The organism is Acidimicrobiales bacterium, from assembly GCA_033344915.1.
GTDB lineage: Bacteria > Actinomycetota > Acidimicrobiia > Acidimicrobiales > Aldehydirespiratoraceae > JAJRXC01.
Genome location: JAWPML010000001.1, coordinates 3902006 through 3924095 on the forward strand (window position 1 = coordinate 3902006; position 22090 = coordinate 3924095).

Genomic DNA, 22090 nt, shown 5'->3' on the forward strand with positions numbered 1-22090 from the left:
GCCGGGGTCAGAGTCCCGTCCCACCTTTGCGCGCTGTCGATTCGTCGTGTCGTCGTCCGTCGAGGGTCGGAGGCGGGCCGGATTTGTGCCGTGGCCTCCGCGCTCGCGTTCTGGCGTCTAGCGTCGGACCGATGCGTCGGGTTCGTGTGCTGCTCCTCGGGATGCTCGTCCTCCTGGCCGGTGCCTGCAAGGTCGACACCACCATCGACATCCATGTCGAGCCGGATGGGTCGGGCACCGTCACGGTCACCGTCGTTGCCGATCCGGCCGCCGTCGCCGCGCTGGCCGACGACCCCACCGAGCTCGTGTTCGACGATCTCACGGACGCGGGCTGGACCATCGAGGGCCCGACGGTCGACGCCACCGGTGCGATGGACTTCAGCGCCGCGAAGCGGTTCGAGAACGCCGAGGACCTGCACGGCGTGCTCAGCGAGTTCATACGCGCCGACCGCGACGACATCACCTTCGTCGACATCGTCCTCGAGAAGACCCACAACTTCGATCGCATCGGGCTCGCGCCGGCCAAGACGCACTACGACGTCGAGGGGACGCTCAACCCGAACCCCTCACCCGACGCGTTCGTGGACGACTTCCTGCCGGCCGATCTCGACCTGAGCAATCGCGGCGCGGAGCTCGCCGAGGAACGCGGCGACGACAGCACGATCACGGTGCGGGTGCGACTGCCCGGCAGCGAGTCCACCGAGTCCGGCGAGGTCGACGGCGAGGCCGTGGTCTGGGAGGCGACGTTCGGAACCGCCGAGCTCGTGCCGATCGACGCGTCGTCGACGGTCGAGGACATCCTTCCCCGCGTCTGGGCCCTCGTGGCGCTGCTCGCCGGTCTGTTCCTGATCGGGATCCTGCTCGCCCGGCTCGGCGCCTTCGCCCTGGCCACGATCCGCACGCCCAAGGGCCGGCGTCGTCGTGACGTGCGCCGCCGCCAGCACCGGGCCGAGACGCGAGCCGAGGAGGCGAACCGGCCCCGCCGGCGCATGCTGCGGCTCCTCATCGTGGACGTCCACGGCGTGCTCGTCCGCCCCACCGACCCGGTCGAAGGATTGCTGATCCCGCTGATCACAGGGGAGCAGCCCGACGCGGACGCCGATCAGGTGCGGGAGCTGCACCGGAAGCTGATCCTCGGCCGGATCTCGGTGGAGGAGTTCTGGGCCGACGTCGGGCTCGGGCCGGTCGCGGAGGAGTTGGAGACGCGCTACCTGTCGTCGTTCCGGCTGGTTCCGGGGCTGCACCCGTTCCTCGACCGCATGCGTTCGAGCCGGCTACCGGTGGCCGCCATCGGCAACCAGCCGCGCGCCTGGGGTGACCGGCTGCGCCGCATGGCCGCGCTCGACGACGCCGTTGCGTCCTGGATGGTCAGCGGTGAGATCGGTTCCGCCCTGCCCGAGCCGGCGCTGTTCGAGGCCACGCGACGACGCATGTCCGTCGATCTGTTCGACTGCTTCTACCTGTCGAACGTGCCGGCCCATCTCGATGCGGCGAACGAGCTCGGCATGGCGACCGGCCTGTTCGTGGCCGGAACCGAGCCGGCGCCGGAGAGCGAGCACACGCTGGTTCGCGGGTTCGAGGACCTGCTGCGGAGCCGCGGCAGTTGATCGTCGGGTTCGGGCGGCTGACTGTCACACCCGGGTCGTAGGGTCCTCCCATGGCCCGCACCCGCACCGTCCACCGCTGCACGTCGTGTGGCACCGCCGCGCCGAAGTGGGCCGGCCGCTGCGATGGGTGCGGCGAGTGGAACACGCTGGTCGAGGAACTCGACGTACGCGAGGCGCCGCTGGCGGTGACCGGGCCGTCCGCCCTCGCACAACCGATCGCGGAGGTGGCGGACGAGTCTTCCCACATCCGCTCCACCGGTTTGGCGGAGGTCGACCGCGTCCTCGGAGGCGGTCTCGTGCCCGGATCGGTGACTCTGGTGGGCGGCGAGCCCGGCATCGGGAAGTCCACCCTGCTCCTCCAACTCGCCGGTGCGGTGGCGGAATCGGGCCAGCGGGCGCTCTACGTGTCCGGCGAGGAGTCGGCATCGCAGGTGCGGGGGCGGGCCGATCGGCTGGGCGCGCTCCACGACGAGCTGTGGCTGGTGGGCGAGACCGTGCTTCCCCATGTGCTCGCTCAGCTCGACGAGGTGAAGCCGGAGATCGTCGTCATCGACTCGGTGCAGACCCTCGTGAACCCCGAGCTCTCGTCGGCGCCGGGCTCGGTCGCCCAGGTGCGCGAGTGCGCCCACCAGCTGGTGCAGGAGGCGAAGCGGCGCGGCATCGCGATGCTGCTCGTCGGACACGTCACGAAGGAGGGCACGCTCGCCGGCCCCCGCGTGCTGGAGCACGTCGTCGACACGGTCCTCGAGTTCGATGGTGATCGCCAACACGGTCTCCGGCTGCTGCGGGCGTCGAAACACCGCTTCGGTCCCACGAGCGAGGTCGGCTTGCTCCAGATGGACGAAATGGGGCTTGCCCCGGTCGATGATCCGAGCGGCCTGTTCCTCGCCGATCGGGTCACCGGTGTGTCGGGTTCCGCCGTCGTGCCCACGGTCGACGGCAACCGACCGCTGCTCGTCGAGGTGCAGGCCCTGGTGGCGCCGTCACAGCTCGCGACACCACGACGCAGCGCGCAGGGGCTCGATCCGGGCCGCCTCGCGATGCTGCTCGCCGTACTCGAACGGCGGGTCGGCCTGCCGGTCTCGAGCGCGGAGGTCTATGCCCTCGCCGTGGGCGGTGCCCGCATTCTCGACCCGGGCGCCGACGCGGGCGTCGCGCTGGCGGTTGCGTCGTCGCTCACGGGCAACGCGCTCGATGATGATCTGGTCGTCGTCGGCGAGGTCGGCCTCGGTGGCGAGTTGCGCCACGTGAGCCACATCAACCGGCGCCTCGGCGAGGCCGCACGCATGGGGTTCCGGCGAGCGATCGTGCCCCACGCCACCGGCGAGGCGCCGGAGGGGCTCACCGTGCTGCGGGCACCGACGCTTTCGGCCGCTGTGCAACTCGCCGACGTCGGTCCGAGCTGACGGACCTCAGCGGGAGCGGATCGAGAGCTGTTCGCGGTTCGTGATGGTGTAGCGGCGGTCGCTCTGTTCGAGCCAACCGAGCTTGACGAACGAGGCGATGGCCTTGTTCACCCGTTCACGGCTGGCGCCGACCATGCCGGCCAACTCCTCCTGCGTGATCGGCAGGATGAACTCGTCGTCCTCGCCGGCCAGCTCGAGCAGTCGCTTGGCGGTCCGGCCGGTGACGTCGAGAAAGACGCTGTCGGCGAGTGTCTCGTCCATCGAGCGGAGCCGCATGGCGAGGAGCTTCACGACGCTCCAGAGTTCGGCCGGCTCCTGTTCGTACAGGTCGCGGACCGGCCCGTAGGGGATCGAGATCACCGACGAGGGTTCCAGCGCCCGGGCCTCCGCCGATCGCCCGAGTCCGTCGAAGAGGGGCATCTCACCGAAAAGGTCACCCGCCTCCATGAGCGCGACGACCGACTCGCGACCGTCGATCGACTTGTTCGCGATCGCGATGCGACCCGAGGTGACGATGTAGATCTGATCGGGTTCCTGGCCCTCGGTGAACAGCACGTCGCCGCGGCGAAGGACCTGCTCGTCGGCGGTAGCGGCGATCTCGGACAGTTGCGCCTCACCGACCTCGGCGAAGAGCAGGGTGGCGCGAAGTGTGCTGGTGTCAGGCATGGGCGGCCACCAGACTAGGCAGGTGAACTCACCCCGTGCAGCCTGGCGACTCCGATGAGTGACGAAGAGACGGGTTCCGTGTGGACGATCGTCGTCGCGGCCGGATCGGCCAGCCGCTTCGGCGCGCCGAAGCAGTTCCTCGACCTCGCCGGGTCCCGCGTGGTCGATCGGTCGGTGCGGACCGCATCCCGTCACAGTGACGGCGTGGTGGTGGTGACGCCGGCCGAGCCCGTCCCGGGTGTCGCGCCCGTGGTCGTACCGGACGGTCATGTCGTGCGGGAGGTGCTGGGCGCCGCGTCGCGGGCGGGCTCCGTGCGACGCGGTCTGGCCGCCGTGCCGGCCGACGCCGCCGTCATCCTCGTCCACGACGCGGCCCGACCGCTGGCAACGGATCGTCTCTACGAGCAGGTGATCGCGGCCGTGCGCAACGGCGCCGACGCCGTGACCCCGGCGGTGCCGATCACCGACACGCTCCGGCGCCGCAGCGGCGGCACGGTCGACCGCGACGACCTGGTGGCCGTCCAGACCCCGCAGGGATTTCGGGCCGCGGTGCTGCGGGCGGCCCACGACGATGGCGTCGAAGCGACGGACGATGTGACCGTGGTGGAGGCTGCAGGGGGTACCGTCGCTCTGGTCGACGGCGACACCCGCAACATCAAACTCACCACGCCGCTGGATCTCGACGTGGCGACCCGATTCCTCGAGCAGGACGATCCTGCACGAGAGGAGCACGAGTGAGCGACGAGATTCCCTTCCGGGTCGGTCAGGCGTTCGACGTCCACGCGTACAGCGACGACCCCGAGCGCACCCTGGTGCTCGGCGGTGTGCGCTTCGACGATGAACGCGGTCTCGTCGGCCACAGCGACGCCGATGTGGTCGCCCACGCGTGCACCGACGCGCTGCTGGGGGCGGCCGGACTCGGGGACATCGGCCAGATGTTCCCCGACACCGACCCCGCACTGGCCGGAGCTGACAGCATCGAGCTGCTGCGCCGGGCGGCCGACGCGGTGCGGGCCGGCGGCTGGCGGCCCGGCAATGTCGACTGTTCCGTGGTGCTCGACCGACCGAAGCTCGCACCGGTCAAGGCGGAGATGGAGGCGAACCTCTCCGCCGCCGTGGGTGCCCCGGTCTCGGTGACGGGACGCCGGAGCGAGGGTGTCGGGGCACTCGGTCGCGGCGAGGGAATCGTCGCGTGGGCCGTGGCGCTGGTGGCGCGATGAGCCGCGGTTCGGGCAAGACACCCAAGGGCGGCCCTCGCGGACCGAAAGGCGGCGGAGGTCGGGGGAAGGGGCAACCCCGCAACCCCCGTCAGAAGAGTGGTGGTCGCGGCGGTCCGCCCCGAGGCCGTGGGCGTGACGGCCAGCGGGGGACGACGCCACTGCGTGAAGGCGATGGCGGTCGCAGCAAGGGCGGGTCGCTCGGTGGAGACCAGGTCGAGGGGCGTCATGCCGTGCGTGAGCTTCTGCTCGCGGGGACCCGCCGCACCCGTGAAGTCGTGCTCGCCGGCGACCTCGACCCCGCGCCGATTCTCGACGAGATCATCGACTTGGCAGACGAGGCGAAGGTCACGATCACGGAGATGAGCCGGGCGAAGTTCGAGTCGATGACCCGCACGGAGGGAAGCCAGGGTGTGATGGCGGTGGCGCAGCCGCTGCGTCCGACGGAACTGGAGGACCTGCTCCGCCCGGACTTCGACGGCACGCCCCCGTTCCTGCTGCTGCTCGACAGCATCACGGACCCCGGCAACCTCGGTGCCATCCTCCGCACCGCCGAATGCGCGGGCGTGACCGGGATCGTCCTGCCCCGCCATCGGGCGGCGCACATCACGCCGACCGTCGCCAAGGCGGCCGCGGGAGCGATCGAGCATCTCCGCATGGCGCTCGTGGGCGGCCTGCCGGCCGCGATGACCACGATGCGCAAGCACGGGATCTGGACGGTCGGGCTCGACGCCGGCGGCGAACGGTCGATCCACGATCTTCCCGTCGCCTCGGAGCCGGTCGGACTCGTGCTCGGCGCCGAGGGCCCCGGCCTGTCCCGCCTCGTGCGGGAGCGCTGCGACACCGTGGTGTCCATCCCGATGGCGGGTGTCCTCGACAGCCTGAACGTCAGCGCAGCGGCTGCCGTCGCCTGCTACGAGGTCGCCCGGCTGCGTTCGGCCTGACCGGCGAAGCGGCTCGAGAGCCCGCGACAGGAGTCGAACCTGCGACCTGCTGTTTACAAGACAGCTGCTCTACCAACTGAGCTACACGGGCGTCGCTGACAGCGTAGGGCGCGCCCGGCGCCACCGAGGGCCTCGTTTCTGCAAGGCTGGGGGAATGCAGCTCACGGAGGCCGAACAGGCGATCCTCGATTTCGAACGTTCGTGGTGGACCGAGCCGGGTCCGAAGGATGAAGCCATCCACGAGCAGCTCGAGATCTCGGCGACGCGGTACTACGAGTTGCTGAACGAGCTCATCGATCGGCCCGAAGCCGAGTCGCACGATCCGTTGGTCGTGCGCCGGTTGCGGCGTATGCGGGACCGGCGCCGCCGATCCCGTGCTGAACAGGTCGGCGCAAGCAGCGAGGAGCACAGCTGATGACTGCACCAGGGCGCTATGCCGCCTCAGACGGATCGTTCGCGAAGTCGGCTGGTGGCGCTGCCGCTCGCGGTGGCGTGTTGATCGTGATCGCACTCGTGATCGGGTTCGCGCTGCTCCAGTGGGGCTTCGACGGCGGCGATTCCGATGCCGCGCTGCCGGGCGGGGACGGCGACGGGTCGGCCGATGACGGCGGCACGGACGACGGTTCGACCGACGACGGCACTGCCGATGACGGCACCACGGACGACGGGTCGACCGACGAGGCGACCGACGACGGAGGCACCGACGGCACGGGCACCGATGACGGCACCACGGACGACGGCACGACCGACGACACCGCCTCCGATGACGCGGTGTCCATCGATCCGCCCTCGGATGTGATCGTGGCCGTCCTGAACGGCAGCGGTGTCGGCGGGTTGGCCGCCGAGCGTGGCGGTGTGCTCGGCGTGGTCGGCTATGTGTGGACCGCCGGCAACGCAGCGACGTTCGAGGTCTCGGACAGCCGCGTCTACTTCACCGAGGGTTACGCAGACGAGGCCAAGCAGGTCGCCGAGGCGTTGTCGGGTACCGCAGCGGTGCTCGAGCAGGCCCCGGCCGACCCTACGACGCTCGCCAGCGAGAGCAGCGCGGCCGACGTCGCCGCGGCCGACATCATCGTCGTGCTCGGCACCGACGAGCAGCTCCGCTGACCCTCCTCCATCCCCTTGAAGGCAACCGACGCGATGGATGAGTCGCTCGATCCGTTCGGGTGGGCGCCCGCCCGCGCCGGCCTGTTCCTGGACTTCGACGGGGTGTTGGCCGACATCGCCGCCGAACCCGAGGCGGCCGTCATCCGGCCCGGCGTCGCTGATCTGCTGGTCGAGCTGAGCGATCGGCTGGGTCGCGTGGCCGTGATCTCGGGCCGCCCGGTCGCCTACCTGGCGCCGATGGTGCCGACCGAGATCGACGTCGTCGGTCTGTACGGTCTCGAGTGGCGCCGCGCCGGCGTGCCCGGCACGCTCCCCGAGGCCGAGCCCTATCGTGCCGCGGTGCAGGAACTCGTCGACGCGGCCTCGGCGTCGTTCGGCGCCGAGGTGGTCGAGCCGAAAGGCCTGTCGCTCACCATCCACTACCGCAGCGACCCCGCCGTGGCGCCGCGGATGCGGGACTGGGTGGTCGAACAGGGCGAACGCACCGGCATGGAGCACCGTCCGGCCAAGCAGTCCTTCGAGCTGCACCCGCCGGTCGAGCGGGACAAGGGCACGGCGCTCGTCGAGCTCGCGGCGGGTCTCGATCCGGTGGCGTACGTCGGCGACGACCTCGGGGATCTGCCGGCGTTCGACGGTCTCGACGAGCTCGCGGCCAAGGATGTGACGACGCTGCGGGTGGCCGTCGACTCGGCCGAGGCCCCGCCGATCCTGCGCCGTCGCGCCGATCTCGTGGTCGACGGTCCGGCGGGAGCGGAGGCGTTCCTCCGCCGGCTCCTCGCGGTGGCGGCGGACGGGGCCGATCGTTCGAGATGAGACGGGGCTCTGACCCCGGCGTCTCAACTCGGGCGGGACGAGTCGGCGGCCGCGAGTTGTTCGGCGAGCCAGTCGGCGGGGGTTCGGGCTTCGGCGCGGCGTAGCAACTCGGTGGCCCGCGCCGCGCGAGTGGATGCGTCGAGATCGAGCGCGTCGGCCAGCGCGGCCGCCTGATCGGCGATGTCGAAGGGATTCACCGTACGAACCGCGCCGTCGAGCTGGTCGTGGACCCCGGCCTCGCGGCTGAGCACGACCGTGCCGTCGCGCTCGTTGACGAGCGGGCCCTCCATCGCCACGAGGTTCAACCCGTCACGGATCGGGTTCACGAGGAGCACGTCGTAGCGACGGAGATGAGCCACGGACTTCGGGAAGTCATCGCTGAGGTCGAGCTCGATCGGGGTCCAGCCATCGGTCTGCCAGCGCCGGTTGATCACGTCGGCGAGCGCCTCGACCTCGGATCGATACGCGAGGTACTCGGGAAGCCCCTCCCGGCTCGGATAGCCGAGGGCTCGGAAGACGACGGTCTCGCGGAGGTCCGGACGGTCGACCAACATCTGGTCGAAGGCGCGAAAGCCCCGCAGCATGTTCTTGGAGAGCTCGATGCGATCGACGCGCACGATCAGCCGGCGCTCGCCGATCGCTTCGTCGAGGCTCGCGAACTCGGCCTCACATCGCTCGCTCGAGGCTGCGGCCCGGATGTCGTCCGGATCCGGCGCGAGGGGAGAGACGAACGTGGTCGGTTCCCGGCCGATGGTCGCGAGGCAGCAGGCGCGGAAGTCCGCCGCCCAGCGCTCCGAGTGGAAGCCGCAGGCGTCGTGGGCGGCCATGCCGTCGAGCAACTCGGACGCGAGATCGTCGGGAAGCATCCGCATCTGGAGCGGCGGTGCGAACGGCGTGTGGGAGAAGTGGACGAGGCGGAGGTCGGGGCGGCGCGACTTCACGAGCGGCGCCAGCAGGGCGAGGTGGTAGTCCTGCACGAGCACGACGGCTCCCTGCGGTGTCTCGTCCACCACAACGTCGGCGAACTCGGCGTTGTAGCGCCGATAGGCGTCCCACGCCTCGCGGAAGCCGGCGTCCACGATGGGCCGGCGGCTGGCGTCGTGCAGTGCGTGGTAGAGGAACCAGAGCATCGCGTTGCACACGACGTCGTAGGACAGCGCCATCACGTCGGGATCGATGGCGAGCGTGCGCACCCGGAGCCCGTCGGCTTCGATCACGCCCTCGGCCGCAGCCGCCCGGTCGGCATCGCTGAGCGCCGCCGCGATCCAGATCGCGTCCGTGCCGGCGACGAGGGGCGCGAGTCCGGACACGAGGCCACCGCCGCCGCGGGTGGCGACGAGCCGACCGCCGTCGTCCTGGAACGACAACGGCCCGCGGTTCGAGACGAGCACAACCGGAGCGGGCACGAGTCCGACGCTAGTGACCGAGAAAGTATTGGGGTCTGACCCCAGAAAGTATTGGGGTGGTACACCCGGGTGGTGCGCGTGCTCGTGTGTGCCGACAAGTTCCGCGGAACGGTGACGGCCCGCGAGGTCGGGGATGCAGTCGCGGTCGGTGCCCCAGAGCTCGATGTCGTGGTGCAACCGCTCGCCGACGGCGGGGAAGGCACCCTCGAGGCGTTCGGGGGAGCGAACCGGACCACCACGGTGACCGGACCGCTGGGAACTCCGGTCGATGCGGACTGGTCCCTGCGGGGCGGACGGGCGGTCATCGAGATGGCCCGGGCCTCGGGCCTGCTGCTCGCCGGGGGCCCGGAGGCGAACGATCCGATGGAGGCGTCGACGATCGGCACCGGGCAGCTGATCGCCTCCGCCGCGGAGGCGGGCGCGGAGGAGATCCTCGTCGGCCTCGGCGGGAGCGCGACGACCGACGGCGGGCTCGGCGCGCTGCGGGCCATGGCGCCGTTGGCGCGCTATCGCGGGATCCGCCTCGAGGTCGCGTGCGACGTGCGGACGACCTTCGTCGACGCGGCCGCGGTCTTCGGCCCACAGAAGGGAGCCACGCCGAGTCAGGTGAAGCTCCTCGGCCGACGGCTCGAGCGGCTCGCCCAGGTCTACGCCGACGAGCACGGCGTGGACGTCCGCGAGCTCGAACGGGCGGGTGCCGCCGGTGGTCTCGCCGGCGGACTCGCGGCGGCGGGTGCGACCCTGCACGACGGGTTCTCGTTGATCGCGGACGCGGTGGAGCTCTACGACCAGATCGAGTCGGCCGACCTCGTCGTCACCGGTGAAGGCAGGCTCGACGAGAGCTCGTTCGCCGGGAAGGTCGTCGGCGGTGTCGCCTCGCTGGCGGCCGCGGCCGGCGTGCCCGTGATCGCGGTGGTCGGGCAGTCGGCCCTGACCGATCCGCCCATTCCGGTCATCGATCTGACCGAGCGTTTCGGCGAGCGGGCGATGGCCGACACCGCGGCGACGATCGCCGAGGCGGCCGCGTCGTTCAGCGACGGCCCTTGGCGCTGAGCACCCAGCCCACGACGCCGACGACGATCACGATCATCAGGCCGAATTTCACGATGCCGATCAGTGAGGTCAGGACCCATTGCACCAGCGAGATGGCGCCGAACAGGGCCAGACCGCCGATGACGAGCCGCGCCGGCATGGACAGGCCTCGTTGGCTCGGCGTGTTCTGCTGTCGTTCGAGCTCCACGTCCCCAGCGTAGGTCAGTCGCCGGGGGCGATCTCGGCGGGACCGTTGCGCAGGGTGATGATGGCGTCCGCGATGTTCAGGAGTTGATCGCCGGTGTCGCCGTTGCGGGCCAGTGCGGCGTCGACCGCCTCACGCGCGGCCGGGGCCGTCGCACCGCTCAGGGATACGACCAATTCGGCCAGACGGGCATGCGCAGCGGCGCGGGATTCGACGGACATCCATGACCTCGGAGACGGATCGGCGGGGAAGGACCCGCCACGGGCGACACCGCGATGTCATCGGATCCCGACGCATCGATCTGTACCTGGTTGGTGAATTCCTTTATATCCGATAAGTTTGGTCGGGATTTAAGGAGCCGCACATGAGTGTCACCGTTCGAGTCCCCACCACCCTTCGCACCCTGACCGCCGGCGAGGCCGAGATCTCCGTCAAGGGCGACACCGTCGCCGAGGTGCTCGAGAGCCTCGAAGGCGCACACCCGGGCTTCAAGGAGCGCATCCTCGACGACGACGGCTCCCTGCGTCGTTTCGTGAACGTGTTCGTCAGCGACGACGACGTCCGTTTCCTGGACGGTCTCGGCACCACCGTGCCCGCCGGGGAGACGCTCAGCATCGTTCCGGCGGTCGCCGGCGGCTGATCCCGCGATTTCCCGAACGGGTTCGGTCCGTTCGGTTGCGAAATCCGCGCTCTCCGGGTTGAATTAGCAGTCGCGGCACGAGAGTGCCAGCGCTGTTCTGCACCGATCTTTCCGGAGGAATGATGGCCAAGACGATTCAGTTCGACGAGCAGGCCCGCCGTGGCCTCGAGGCGGGCATGAACCAGCTCGCCGACGCCGTACGCGTCACGCTCGGTCCGAAGGGCCGCAACGTGGTGCTCGAGAAGAAGTGGGGCGCCCCCACGATCACCAACGATGGTGTGTCCATCGCGAAGGAGATCGAGCTCGAGGACCCCTACGAGCGCATCGGTGCCGAGCTCGTGAAGGAGGTCGCCAAGAAGACCGACGACGTCGCCGGTGACGGCACCACGACCGCCACCGTGCTCGCGTGGTCGATGGTCCGCGAGGGCCTGCGCAACGTGGCTGCCGGTGCCAACCCGATGTCCGTCAAGCGGGGCATCGAGACGGCGGTCGAGATCGCGGTCCAGTCGATCCGCGACAGCGCGCAGGACGTGTCCGAGAACAAGGACCAGATCGCCAACGTGGCGTCCATCTCGTCGGCCGATCCGGAGATCGGCGCGACGATTGCCGAGGCGATCGACAAGGTCGGCAAGGACGGCGTGATCACCGTCGAAGAGGGCCAGACCTTCGGCCTCGACCTCGACTTCGTCGAGGGCATGCGCTTCGACAAGGGCTACATCTCGCCCTACTCGGTCACTGACGCCGAGCGCATGGAAGCCGTCCTGGAGAACCCCTACATCCTCCTCGTCGGTTCGAAGATCACGGCCGTGCGCGATCTCGTGCCGGTGCTCGAGAAGGTCATGCAGTCGAGCCGACCGCTCCTCATCGTCGCCGAGGACGTCGAGGGCGAGGCCCTCGCGACGCTCGTCGTCAACAAGATCCGCGGCACCTTCACGTCCGTCTCGGTCAAGGCGCCGGGGTTCGGTGAACGCCGCAAGGCCATGCTCCAGGACATCGCCATCCTCACCGGCGGCCAGGTCGTCAGCGAAGAGGTCGGCCTGAAGCTCGAGGGCGTCACCCTCGACATGCTGGGCGAAGCCCGCAAGGTGGTCGTCACCAAGGACGAGACCACGGTCATCGAGGGCGCGGGCGACCAGTCCGACGTCGCCGGCCGGATCAACCAGATCAAGGCCGAGATCGAGAACACCGACTCTGACTACGACCGCGAGAAGCTCCAGGAGCGCCTCGCCAAGCTGTCGGGCGGCGTGGCCGTCCTCAAGGTCGGCGCCGCCACCGAGGTGGAGCTCAAGGAGAAGAAGCACCGCATCGAAGATGCCGTGTCGACCACCAAGGCTGCGATCGAGGAAGGCGTCGTCGCCGGCGGCGGCACCACCCTGATCCGAGCCCAGGCCGCGGTCAACGCCGCACTCGACGGCATCGAGGACGCCGACGAGAAGGTCGGCGCTCGCATCGTCGCCAAGTCGCTCGAGGGTCCGCTCACGCAGATCGCCGTGAACGCCGGGCTCGAGGGAGGCGTGATCGTCGACAAGGTGCGCAACCTCTCCGGCAACGAAGGCCTCAACGCTGCGACCGGCGAGTACATGGACCTCGTCGAGGCCGGCATCATCGACGCCGCCAAGGTGACCCGATCGGCGCTGCAGAACGCCGGTTCGATCGCCGCGCTGTTCCTCACCACCGAGGCGGTCATCGCCGACGCCCCCGAAGAGGGTGGCGGCATGCCCGGCATGCCGGACATGGACTTCTGACCCCCCACCCCCAACCCCAACCCCGAGAATCTCTGGTCACCAAAGGGTCGCTCCGTCGACCCTTTCCTGACCAGAGATTGCAGTGGGAGTGAGAGAATTTCAGGCGAGTGAGAGGTTTCCAGGATTGAGAGAACGGGCCCGCTTCGGCGGGTCCGTTCCGCGTTCGCGCTCAGCGCCAGAGGTGGTCGACGAGGGGCTGGTCCTCGTCGTAGAGCCAGCATTCGGCGAAGCGCTCGCCCTCGATCCGGTAGCGCAGGACGCGGGTGAGCACATGGGACTCGTCGTCGCGGGTGAACCGTTCGGTCACGACGACGGTCGACGTGTCGTCGCCGACCATGATGTCGTCCACGGACAACAGTTCGCGGGTCGTGATCGTCGCGCCGGCCACGAGCGCGGCCACCGCGGCGTCCTTGCCGACATGGTCCCCGGAGAGCTGGTTCGCGCCGAAGTAGTGCAGGACGATGTCGTCGGCGTAGCTGTCGAGCAGGGACTCGAAATCGCCGCCGACCCAGGCGGCGCAGTAGCGCTCGGTGACGGCGCGGGCATCGGTCGAAGGCTCGGCCATGGTGCCGACCCTAGGGACCCACGTCCGGCCGAGTCGATGACGTCGCACGTAACTCGGTAGCGTGGCGACCCGATGCGCACCGGTCCCGAACTCCATGCCGCCTGCGAGGCACTCGCCCCGCTGTTGGGCACCTGGCGAGGCCCGGGAGAAGGCCACTACCCGACCATTCCCGACTTCTCGTACCTCGAGGAGCTGACGTTCGGGCATGTCGGCAAGCCGTTCCTCGCGATGACCCAGCGCACCCGGGATCCACAGTCCGACGCGCCGCTCCACACCGAGGTCGGCTACCTGCGCCCGCAGGCGAACCGCGTGATCGAGATGGTCCTGACCCAACCGACGGGCGTCGTCGAGATCCACACGGGATCGCTCGAGGAGACGGGCGCCGGCGTGGTCGTCGAGCTGCGCACCGAGCGGGTCGAGGGCACGCGCACCGCGAAGCCGATCAGTGAGGTCCGGCGCCGGATCGAGGTGGCCGGCCAGGAGCTGGTCACGGAGATGTGGATGGCAGCCATGGGCCAGCCGCTCACCCATCACCTGCGGGCGGAACTCACCCGCGACTGATTCAGTCGATCGCGGTCGGCTGCTCGGCGGCCAGCGCCGCGCCGATCGTGCGTAGCTGCTGGTTCGCGGCACCGAGGGTGACCTCGAGGTGCTTGTTCCACAGGGTGAACCGGTGCAGCGGATAGTCGACGTCCACGCCGATGCCACCGTGCATGTGCTGGGCGCCGTGGGCGACGAAGTGGGCACCCTCGGAGCCGAACCACTTGGCGATTCGCAGGTCCTCCCACGGGTCCTGCTCGTTGGCGATGCGCCACAGGGCCGACTGGGTCTGGAGCCGAAGCCCCTCGACCTGGATGAAGCAGTCGGCGAGTCGCTGGGTGACCGCCTGGAACGTGGCGATCGGCCGCCCGAACTGCTCGCGCTCGCTCGCGTAGCCGGCGGTCAGCCGGAGCTGACCCTCGACGACGCCGAGTTGGGTCGCGCAGACGAGCGCCAGATAGCGCGCCTCGAACCAGCGGACGGCCGATTCCCCTGTCGCCAGCAGGGTCGCCGGCGCACCGGCGAACGTCAGCTCGTGCACCGGCTCCTTGCGCGTCGACGTGCCCGTCTCGGCGGTGATGCCCGGCGCGGCCAGGTCGACGAGATAGAGCCCGACGCCGTCCGGACCGATCGCGTTCGCGACGGCGTGGGACGCGTGGGCCGCGAACTCGACCACGGACTTCGTGCCGGTGAGGTTCGCGTCGGCGTCGGCGGTGAGCCCCGGTTTGGCGAGGTCCTCACGGAGATGTTCGGCGACCGCGACGGTGAGCACGCGGGATCCGTCGCACACGCCCGGCAGCAGTTCTCCGGCGAGGGCGTCGTCGCCGAACTCGGCCACCGCCATCGCGGCGAGCGTCGTCGGCAGCATCGGCACCGGCGCGACATGGCGGCCGACCGCCTCGCACACGAGCCCGGCCTCGATGATGCCGAGCCCGCCACCCCCGTGGGCTTCCGGCAGGGCGATACCGGTCAGCCCGGCGTCGGCCAGCAGCGACCACTCTGCGGTGGCGAACCATTCGTCGCCACCTTCGATCTCCTTGAGTCGGTCGTGGTCGACCTTGTCGCCGAGGATCTGGTGGGCCAGATCGCTGACGGCCTGCTCTTGTTCGTCGAGATTGAAGTCCATCGTTCGCTCCTCGCTACTTCCGGCGCTTCTCGCGGGGGAGGGCCATCCCGGCCCAGCCGATGATGTCTCTCTGGAGTTCGTTCGTGCCGCCGCCGAAGGTGAGGATCCAGACGCCCCGGTAGAGCTCGTCGATCCGGCCGGCGAGGACCGCGCCCGGGGAGCCGGGACGGAGGGCACCGAGGGCCCCGAACAGCTCGGTGGCCTCCTTGTAGATGATGTGCATCGACTCCGAGCCCCAGACCTTGACGGACGAGGCCACCGCCGGGTTGAGGGCGCCCGTCTGCTGGTTGTAGGCGACCTTCCAATTCAGCAGGTCGAGGAACCGGACGCGCGCCCGCATCTCCGCAAGCTTCACCTGGACCCATTGCTGGTCGATCACCCGCCCGCCTTCGGGGTGCACCGTTTCGCTGCACCAGTCGATGATCTGGTTGACGGTGTTGGTGATGCCGCCCGCCGCGCAGAGCGACACGCGCTCCTGGTTGAGCTGGTTCGTGATCAGATTCCAGCCGCCGTTGACCTCGCCGACGACGGCCGTCTCCGGGACCCGCACGTCGTCGTAGAACGTCGCTGTCGTGTTCGTCGTGCCCATCGTGATGAAGGGCGTGATGGAGAACCCCGGATCGTCGGTCGGCACGAGGAAGATCGTGATGCCCTTGTGCGACGGCGCGTCCGGATCGGTGCGGGCCGCGAGCCAGATGTAGTCGGCGTCCCAGGCCAGCGAGGTGTAGAGCTTCTGCCCGTTGATCACCCACTCGTCGCCGTCCTTGACCGCCTTGGTCTGGAGCGAGGCCAGGTCCGACCCGGCACCCGGCTCCGAGTAGCCGATCGAGAAGAACATGTCGCCGGTGAGGATCTTCGGGAGGAACTCGTTCTTCTGTTCCTCGGTGCCGAAGTTGCGCAGCGTCGGCCCGACCGTGTTGGTCGTCAGGAAGGGAATCGGACAGCCGGCCTTCTGGGCCTCGTTGAAGAAGATGTAGTTCTCGACGGGGGAGTAGCCCTTGCCGCCGTACTCCTCCGGCCAGGCCACGCCGAGCCACCCGTCGGCGCCGATCTTGCGGATCAGTTCGCGATACGGCTCGTTCGCGCTCAGCTCGTCGTTGCGGATCGACGCCTTGACCTCGTCGGTCATCAGCGTCGTGAAGTAGTCGCGGAGTTCGGCTTGGAGCGCCTTCTGGTCCGTCGTCAGGTCGACATGCATGTCGAGACTGTCTCAGACCGCCCCGCGCCGGCGCCAGACGACGGCTCGGTCGGGTGCACCGCGGGGCGCTATGCCGTGACAGCGGCCGGTCGGCGCAGCGACGCGCCGACCTCGCGAACGGCGAAGACGACGAAGAACTGGAGCACCGAGAATCCGGCGATCGTCGCGCCGCCGGCGGTGTCGTGGTGGAAGCTGACGACGAGTCCGGTGACCACGGCGAGCGAGCCGAACGCGATCGAGGTGACCATGATCGCCGGCACCCGGCGGACCAGCAGTGACGCGGTGGCGGGTGGACCCACCAGGAGGCCGAAGACGAGGAGCGTGCCGATCGCCTGGAAGCTGGCGACGATGCTCAGCGCGAGGAGGGCGAGCAGCGCCGTCTGGGCGAGGGCGGGATGCATCCCCAGGGTCTGCGCCTTCGCCCGGTTGAAGGTGAGGGCGAGGAAGGGGCGGTGCAGGACCACCGACACCACGACGACGATGGCCGTTGCGATCGCCTGACCACGGATGTCCTCGTTGGTCACGCCGAGCACATCGCCGAACAACAGGGCGGTGACCTCGGTCGTGAACGAACGGGCCCGCGAGACGATCACGATGCCGAGGGCGAGCATCCCGACGAAGAGCAGCCCGATCGCCGTGTCCTCCCGTACGGTCGAGCGAGCGGAGACCACACTCACGAGGCCGCTCATGACGATCGCGGCGACGAACGCACCGATGATCGGGCTGAAGCCCCACAACACCGCGAGCGCGATCCCGGGTATGACGCCGTGGGCGAGCGCGTCGCCCAGGAACGCCAGTCCGCGCAACACGACCCACGTGCCGACGAGCGACGTGGCGACGACCGCGACGAGCCCACCGATCAGCGCCCGCTGCATGAAGGCGGGCTCGAAGGCGTCGGTGAAGAACTCGAGCATGTCGTGGAGGTCAGCTCCCGAGGGCGGCGGTGATGCGTTCCGCGTTGGTGCGGATCATTGCAACATAGGTCGCACCGTCGGAGTCGGCGTCGCCGAGCGACTCGGAGAAGAGCTCGACGACCTCGATGTCGCCCACCTCGTCGGCGAGCGTCTCGACGAGTTCGTTCGATGACGACGTGTCGGCGAAGATCGCGTCGACACCCTCGTGTTCGATGGTCTCGGCGAGCTCCGCGAGGGCACCGGCGCTGGCCCCGTCGGTGGTGGAACCGGCGGGGATGACGGTGCCGACGATTTCGAAGCCGTAGCGATCGGCGAAGTACCCGAACACCTCGTGGTTGGTCACCAGGATGCGGTCGCCGGCGGGAACGCCCTCGATCATCCCCTCGACCTCGGCGTCGAGTGCTTCGAGCTCGGCCACGTAGGCGGCCGCGCTGGCCTCGACGGCCTCGACGTCGAGCCCGTCGACGTTCTCGATCAGGAAGTCGGCAATGGCATCGGCGGCGAGGGCCATGCGCGCCGGGTCGGTGAAGAGGTGCGGGTCGACGCCCTCATGGTCGTGGTCGTCGTGGTCGTCGTGGTCGTCCTCGTCCTTGTGGTCGTCGTGGTCGCCGAACTCGATGGTCGGCACCGCGCTGATCGCGGCGAAGACGGCGACGCCGTCGGACTCGGCGCCGTCGATCACGTCGAGGAGTCCCTCCTCGAAGCCCGCGCCGTTGACGATCAACACGTTGGCCGAGCGGATCGTGTCGACCTGGCGCGCCGATGCCTGGAAGTCGTGGGGGTCGGCGCCCACCGGCATGATCGTGACGACATCGGCCGCGTCGCCCACGATTCGGGTGACGACGTCGCCGAGGATGTTGGTCGTGACGACGACGGTCGGCTGCCCGGTGGCGCCGGTGTCGGCGTCGTCGCCGCACGCAGCCCCCAGGAGGACGCACACGAGGAACGGGATGATGACGTGGGAAAAGCGGCGCACGAAGTCTCCAAGAATGGGAATGACTATCAGTTCGTCCGGCACCCTATCCGGGGGTGTCCGGGATCCCCAGTCAGAATGAGAATTGTTTTCATCAGATAAGGTTGCCCATCATGTCGGCTGCACTCGAGATCCGGGGCCTGGAGGTCCGCTACGGCGACATGGTTGCGTTGACCGACGTCGATGTGGATCTCCCGGCGGGCACATCGCTCGCCGTGATCGGGCCCAACGGATCGGGCAAGTCGACTCTGCTCAACGCGATCGCCGGGCTCGTCGCGCCCACGGCCGGCACGATCCGCTACGCGGGCACCGCACCGGCGCTCGTGCTCCAGGCGACCGAGGTCGACCGCAGTCTGCCGATCACGGTCGCCGACACGATCGGGCTCGCCCGCTATCCGGCGCTGGGCCTGCTTCGCCGCTTCCGCTCCGCCGACCGCGATGCGCTGGCCGATGCGATGCGCCGGCTCGCGATCGGGGACCTCGCGGCCCGCCAGCTCCACGACCTCTCCGGCGGTCAGCGTCAGCGGGTACTCGTCGCCCAGGGCATCGCTCAGCAATCCGACCTGCTGTTGCTCGACGAGCCGGTCACCGGCCTCGACGTCGTCTCCCGGGGGCTGATCCTCGACGTGATCCGCGATGAACTCGCCGAGCAACGGTCGGTCGTCGTCACCACCCACGACCTCGACGACGCCCGGATCTGCGATCAGGTGCTGCTCGTCGACAAGCACGCGATCGCGATCGGTTCGCCCGACGAGGTCCTCACCGAGGACAATCTCGTCCACGCGTTCGGCGGGCGGTTCATCCGGGTCGGCGATCGCTTGATCCTCGACGATCCGCACCATCATCATCAGCACTAGCACCAGCGACACGAGCACCATGTCCGACGACGACCTCGACAAGGAGATCACCGCTCTGCTCAAACGGGCGGAGCAGCGCTACACACGAGGCCGCCGCGCGCTCGTGGCGGCGTTGCGCGACGCGGGCCAGCCGGTGACGATCCACCAGATCCTGGACAAGGACGACGGCCTCGCCCAGTCGAGCGCCTACCGCAACCTCGTCGTTCTCGAGGAGGCCGGCGTCGTCACCCGCATCGTCACCAACGACGAGTTCGCCCGGTACGAGCTCGCCGAGCGTCTCACCGAGCACCACCATCACCTGATCTGCTCGTCGTGCGGCGACGTGATCGACTTCTCCCTCGCGGCGCGCACCGAGGCCAGCCTCGACCGGGCCCTGCACCGCGTCGCCGACGATGCCGGGTTCACCGTCGAGTCGCACCGCCTCGATCTCGTCGGTACCTGCGCCGGCTGCGACTGAATGCGGCTCGGCGCGGCCAGGACCGTCGAGCTCGAAGGCGCGTCGCACACGCTGCTGGTGCCGCTCGGGGCGACCGAGCAGCACGGCCCCCACCTGCCGCTCGACACCGACACCCGCATCGCGACGGCGATTGCCGAGGCCGTGGCCGAGCAACTCGACGGTGCGCTGGTCGGACCGGCGATCGCCATCGGCGCGTCGGGCGAGCACGCGGGGTTCGCCGGAACGCTGTCGGTCGGGACGCGGGTGCTCTCCGAGATGCTCATCGAGATCGTGCGGACGGCGGGCCCGGAGTTCGCCCGGATCGTGGTGATCAACGGCCATGGCGGCAACGCGTACGCGCTGCGGGCCGCGGCGGCGACGTGCGAGGCGGAGGGACGAAGCCTCGACGTGTGGTCGGTCCGCCTGCCCGGCGCCGACGCGCACGCCGGCCGCACCGAGACGTCGCTGCTGTTGCACCTCGCGCCGGAGCTCGTCCGCCTCGATGCCGCCGAAGCGGGCAACCCGGCGCCGCTGGCGGAGATCCTCCCGACGATGATGGACGGCGGTGTGAAAGAGGTGTCGCCCAACGGCGTGCTCGGCGATCCGACCGGGGCGTCGGCGGAGGACGGTGCCCGGCTCTTCGCGTCGCTGGTCGCCGACGCGGTCGCCCAAATCCGCGGTGGGTAGTCGCACCGGGGCGCGGATGATGCGACGCTTGCGTTCGTGAGCCGACCCGTTGCCCTCGTCACCGGCGCTGCCCGCGGCATGGGTGCCGCCACGGTGGACCGCCTCGTCGCTGATGGTTGGAGCGTCGTGGCCACCGACATCTGTGCCGACGTCGATGCGATCCCGTACGCGATGGGGAGTCGGGCCGAGCTCGAGGCGGTCGCGGCCGCCGGCGGTGACCACGTCACCGCCGTGGTTGCCGACGTGCGCGATCAGCAGGCGATGCGCGACGCGGTGCAGACCGCCGTCGATCTGCACGGGCGCCTCGACGCCGCCGTTGCCATAGCAGGTGTCTTCGCCGCCGGTCGACGCCTGTGGGAGGTGGAGGACGCCGAGTGGGACGCGATCGTCGACATCGACCTTCGCGGTGTCTTCCACACGGCCCGGGCCGCCGTCCCGGCGATCCTCGAGTCGCCGGAACCGTGGCGGGGACGCTTCGTCGGCGTGGCGTCCACCGCGGCGATGGTCGGTCTCCAGAACATGGCGCCCTACGTCGCCGCGAAGCACGGCGTCGTCGGGCTGGTCCGCTCGCTCGCGATCGACCTGGCCGGCACGGGCGTCACGGCGAATGCGGTGGCGCCGGGATCCACCCGGACCGCGATCCTCGAGGCGTCGGCGACCGCGTACGACACCGACATCGACGAGTTCGCCCAGCATCAGCGGCCGATCGAACGGCTCGTCGAGCCCGAGGAGATCGCCGGCGCCATCGCCTATCTCGTCTCCGAGTCGGCCGCCGCCGTGACCGGCGTCGTCCTGCCCGTCGACGGCGGTATGACGAGCACGATCTGAGCCGAGTACGTTCTGGCTTCACGCGAGGCACAGGGGAACGGACGATGAAGACGCGCGCTGCAGTGCTCTACGGGGTCGGCGAGGAATGGCAGGTCAAGGAGGTCGAACTCGACGGTCCGAAGACCGGGGAGGTGCTCGTCAAGAGCCACGCGGCCGGCCTGTGTCATTCCGACGAGCACCTGCTCACCGGCGACATGTTCTCGTCGGATCCGGAGAACTCGATCTTTCCCTGCATCGGCGGCCATGAGGGTTCCGGTGTCGTCATCGAGGTCGGCGACGGTGTCACGGACTTCGAGGTCGGCGACCATGTTGCCGTCTCGTTCGTGCCGGCCTGCGGCAAGTGCCGCTGGTGCGCGTCGGGCATGCAGAACCTCTGCGACCAGGGGATGGGGACGCTCGGCCGCGGCATGATCACCGACGGTCGCAGCGCCCACCACGACCCCGACGGCGAGGCGATCTACTGCATGGCGAAGCTCGGCACGTTCGCCGAGCACATGCTCCTGGGGCAGGACTCCCTGGTGAAGGTCGACAAGGACCTCGATCTCGTTCCCGTCGCGCTCGTCAGCTGCGGCGTCGCGACCGGCTACGGCTCGGCGGTCAACCGGGCCGAGGTGACGGCCGGCGACACGGTCGTGGTCGTGGGCTGTGGCGGCATCGGCAGCAACGCACTCCAGGGGGCGAAGCTGGCCGGCGCCAAGAACGTGGTCGCCGTGGACCCCGCCGAGTTCAAGCGGGAGAAGGCCAGCGAGTTCGGCGCCACCCACACCGCGTCGTCGATGGAGGAGGCGATGGAGCTCGTCGGCGGGCTGACCGCGGGGGTGATGGCCGACAAGGTGATCCTCTCACCCGGCGTCGTGACCGGCGACATGATCGCTCCGGCCCAGTTCCTCACCCGCAAGGGCGGCACGATCGTGGTCACCGGTCTTGCCCCGATGGCGCAGATGGACGTGCAGCTCAACCTCTTCGAGTTCGCCATGATGAACAAGGAGATCAAGGGGACCATCTACGGGTCGGACTCGCCCCGCCACGCGGTGCCGCGGCTGCTGTCGATGTATCAGGCCGGTCAGCTCAAACTCGACGAGTTGGTCACCCAGACTTACACCCTCGACCAGATCAACGAGGGCTATCAGGACATGCGCGACGACAAGAACATCCGCGGGGTCATCGTCTTCGACTGA

The 22090-nt window shown here is 69.5% G+C and carries 26 protein-coding genes and 1 tRNA gene; 17 read left to right on the forward strand and 10 right to left on the reverse strand.

The window, feature by feature from the left end:
- Nucleotides 1–131 precede the first annotated feature (131 nt).
- Complete coding sequence (locus R8F63_18905; protein ID MDW3220681.1) at nt 132–1607, forward strand: hypothetical protein; 1476 nt, start codon at nt 132–134, stop codon at nt 1605–1607.
- Nucleotides 1608–1657: 50 nt separating this feature from the next.
- Nucleotides 1658–3013 carry a DNA repair protein RadA gene (gene radA / locus R8F63_18910; protein MDW3220682.1) on the forward strand — a complete coding sequence of 452 codons (1356 nt, stop codon included), beginning with the start codon at nt 1658–1660 and terminating at the stop codon, nt 3011–3013.
- Between the two features lie 6 nt (nt 3014–3019).
- On the opposite strand, the gene R8F63_18915 is transcribed toward radA, so the two are convergent.
- Nucleotides 3020–3679 (reverse strand): Crp/Fnr family transcriptional regulator, encoded by a 660-nt coding sequence (locus tag R8F63_18915; GenBank protein ID MDW3220683.1) that lies wholly within the window; start codon nt 3677–3679, stop codon nt 3020–3022.
- A gap of 54 nt (nt 3680–3733) precedes the next feature.
- Here R8F63_18915 and R8F63_18920 point away from each other — a divergent pair, with 54 nt between their 5' ends.
- The 3 genes from R8F63_18920 to rlmB are packed head-to-tail and all read left to right on the forward strand — an operon-like array spanning nt 3734 to nt 5840.
- The gene (locus tag R8F63_18920; GenBank protein ID MDW3220684.1) at nt 3734–4417 is read left to right on the forward strand and encodes an IspD/TarI family cytidylyltransferase; all 684 of its coding nucleotides are present in this window, start codon (nt 3734–3736) and stop codon (nt 4415–4417) included.
- Nucleotides 4414–4899 (forward strand): 2-C-methyl-D-erythritol 2,4-cyclodiphosphate synthase, encoded by a 486-nt coding sequence (ispF, locus tag R8F63_18925; protein MDW3220685.1) that lies wholly within the window; start codon nt 4414–4416, stop codon nt 4897–4899. Before R8F63_18920 ends, ispF begins: the two co-directional genes overlap by 4 nt.
- Entirely contained in the window at nt 4896–5840 is a 945-nt protein-coding gene (gene rlmB / locus R8F63_18930) for a 23S rRNA (guanosine(2251)-2'-O)-methyltransferase RlmB (protein ID MDW3220686.1), read from the forward strand. The genes ispF and rlmB overlap by 4 nt, the downstream gene beginning before the upstream one ends.
- Before the next feature lie 18 nt (nt 5841–5858).
- Here the strand turns inward: rlmB and R8F63_18935 are convergent.
- Nucleotides 5859–5931, reverse strand: a tRNA-Thr gene (locus R8F63_18935).
- Between the two features lie 63 nt (nt 5932–5994).
- On the opposite strand from R8F63_18935, the gene R8F63_18940 reads away from it, so the two are divergent.
- From R8F63_18940 to otsB, 3 genes are read left to right on the forward strand one after another with little or no spacing between them, the layout of a single operon-like run.
- Nucleotides 5995–6255, forward strand: coding sequence for a DUF3263 domain-containing protein (locus R8F63_18940; GenBank protein MDW3220687.1), 261 nt, complete (start codon nt 5995–5997; stop codon nt 6253–6255).
- Nucleotides 6255–6947, forward strand: a complete 693-nt coding sequence (locus tag R8F63_18945) for a LytR C-terminal domain-containing protein (protein MDW3220688.1) — start codon at nt 6255–6257, stop codon at nt 6945–6947. The genes R8F63_18940 and R8F63_18945 overlap by 1 nt, the downstream gene beginning before the upstream one ends.
- 33 nt (nt 6948–6980) lie before the next feature.
- Nucleotides 6981–7760 (forward strand): trehalose-phosphatase, encoded by a 780-nt coding sequence (gene otsB / locus R8F63_18950; protein ID MDW3220689.1) that lies wholly within the window; start codon nt 6981–6983, stop codon nt 7758–7760.
- A 23-nt stretch (nt 7761–7783) separates the two neighbouring features.
- On the opposite strand, the gene R8F63_18955 is transcribed toward otsB, so the two are convergent.
- Nucleotides 7784–9166: a trehalose-6-phosphate synthase gene (locus R8F63_18955; protein MDW3220690.1), complete on the reverse strand. Its 1383-nt coding sequence runs from the start codon at nt 9164–9166 to the stop codon at nt 7784–7786.
- Nucleotides 9167–9238: 72 nt separating this feature from the next.
- Here R8F63_18955 and R8F63_18960 point away from each other — a divergent pair, with 72 nt between their 5' ends.
- Complete coding sequence (locus R8F63_18960) at nt 9239–10219, forward strand: glycerate kinase (protein MDW3220691.1); 981 nt, start codon at nt 9239–9241, stop codon at nt 10217–10219.
- On the opposite strand, the gene R8F63_18965 is transcribed toward R8F63_18960, so the two are convergent.
- Entirely contained in the window at nt 10197–10406 is a 210-nt protein-coding gene (locus R8F63_18965; protein ID MDW3220692.1) for a hypothetical protein, read from the reverse strand. The two genes, R8F63_18960 and R8F63_18965, sit on opposite strands and share 23 nt — an antisense overlap.
- Nucleotides 10407–10420: 14 nt before the next feature.
- Nucleotides 10421–10624, reverse strand: a complete 204-nt coding sequence (locus tag R8F63_18970) for a hypothetical protein (GenBank protein ID MDW3220693.1) — start codon at nt 10622–10624, stop codon at nt 10421–10423.
- Between the two features lie 143 nt (nt 10625–10767).
- Here R8F63_18970 and R8F63_18975 point away from each other — a divergent pair, with 143 nt between their 5' ends.
- Both R8F63_18975 and groL read left to right on the forward strand, forming a co-directional pair.
- A complete protein-coding gene (locus R8F63_18975) occupies nt 10768–11043 on the forward strand; it encodes a ubiquitin-like small modifier protein 1 (protein MDW3220694.1) in 276 nt (91 codons plus the stop codon).
- 122 nt (nt 11044–11165) lie between these two features.
- Nucleotides 11166–12788 carry a chaperonin GroEL gene (groL, locus tag R8F63_18980; GenBank protein MDW3220695.1) on the forward strand — a complete coding sequence of 541 codons (1623 nt, stop codon included), beginning with the start codon at nt 11166–11168 and terminating at the stop codon, nt 12786–12788.
- A gap of 169 nt (nt 12789–12957) precedes the next feature.
- Here groL and R8F63_18985 read toward each other — a convergent pair whose 3' ends face one another.
- A complete protein-coding gene (locus R8F63_18985; GenBank protein MDW3220696.1) occupies nt 12958–13353 on the reverse strand; it encodes a nuclear transport factor 2 family protein in 396 nt (131 codons plus the stop codon).
- A 72-nt stretch (nt 13354–13425) separates the two neighbouring features.
- Between R8F63_18985 and R8F63_18990 the strand changes: the two genes are divergently transcribed.
- Nucleotides 13426–13914, forward strand: coding sequence for an FABP family protein (locus tag R8F63_18990; protein MDW3220697.1), 489 nt, complete (start codon nt 13426–13428; stop codon nt 13912–13914).
- Nucleotide 13915: 1 nt separating this feature from the next.
- Here the strand turns inward: R8F63_18990 and R8F63_18995 are convergent, their stop codons facing one another.
- The 4 genes from R8F63_18995 to R8F63_19010 all read right to left on the reverse strand — a co-directional run bounded on the left by R8F63_18995 (nt 13916) and on the right by R8F63_19010 (nt 18107).
- Nucleotides 13916–15019 (reverse strand): acyl-CoA dehydrogenase family protein, encoded by a 1104-nt coding sequence (locus tag R8F63_18995; protein ID MDW3220698.1) that lies wholly within the window; start codon nt 15017–15019, stop codon nt 13916–13918.
- 13 nt (nt 15020–15032) lie between these two features.
- A complete protein-coding gene (locus R8F63_19000) occupies nt 15033–16217 on the reverse strand; it encodes an acyl-CoA dehydrogenase family protein (protein ID MDW3220699.1) in 1185 nt (394 codons plus the stop codon).
- A gap of 68 nt (nt 16218–16285) precedes the next feature.
- Nucleotides 16286–17131, reverse strand: coding sequence for a zinc ABC transporter permease AztB (gene aztB / locus R8F63_19005; protein ID MDW3220700.1), 846 nt, complete (start codon nt 17129–17131; stop codon nt 16286–16288).
- A gap of 10 nt (nt 17132–17141) precedes the next feature.
- Nucleotides 17142–18107, reverse strand: coding sequence for a metal ABC transporter substrate-binding protein (locus R8F63_19010; protein ID MDW3220701.1), 966 nt, complete (start codon nt 18105–18107; stop codon nt 17142–17144).
- A gap of 110 nt (nt 18108–18217) precedes the next feature.
- Here R8F63_19010 and R8F63_19015 point away from each other — a divergent pair, with 110 nt between their 5' ends.
- From R8F63_19015 to R8F63_19035, 5 genes are read left to right on the forward strand one after another with little or no spacing between them, the layout of a single operon-like run.
- Nucleotides 18218–18961: a metal ABC transporter ATP-binding protein gene (locus R8F63_19015; GenBank protein MDW3220702.1), complete on the forward strand. Its 744-nt coding sequence runs from the start codon at nt 18218–18220 to the stop codon at nt 18959–18961.
- 19 nt (nt 18962–18980) lie between these two features.
- Nucleotides 18981–19418, forward strand: coding sequence for a Fur family transcriptional regulator (locus R8F63_19020; GenBank protein MDW3220703.1), 438 nt, complete (start codon nt 18981–18983; stop codon nt 19416–19418).
- On the forward strand, nt 19419–20084 hold the full coding sequence (gene mftE / locus R8F63_19025) for a mycofactocin biosynthesis peptidyl-dipeptidase MftE (GenBank protein ID MDW3220704.1): 666 nt from the start codon (nt 19419–19421) through the stop codon (nt 20082–20084).
- A 36-nt stretch (nt 20085–20120) separates the two neighbouring features.
- Nucleotides 20121–20912 (forward strand): mycofactocin-coupled SDR family oxidoreductase, encoded by a 792-nt coding sequence (locus R8F63_19030; protein MDW3220705.1) that lies wholly within the window; start codon nt 20121–20123, stop codon nt 20910–20912.
- A 44-nt stretch (nt 20913–20956) separates the two neighbouring features.
- The gene (locus R8F63_19035; protein ID MDW3220706.1) at nt 20957–22090 is read left to right on the forward strand and encodes an NDMA-dependent alcohol dehydrogenase; all 1134 of its coding nucleotides are present in this window, start codon (nt 20957–20959) and stop codon (nt 22088–22090) included.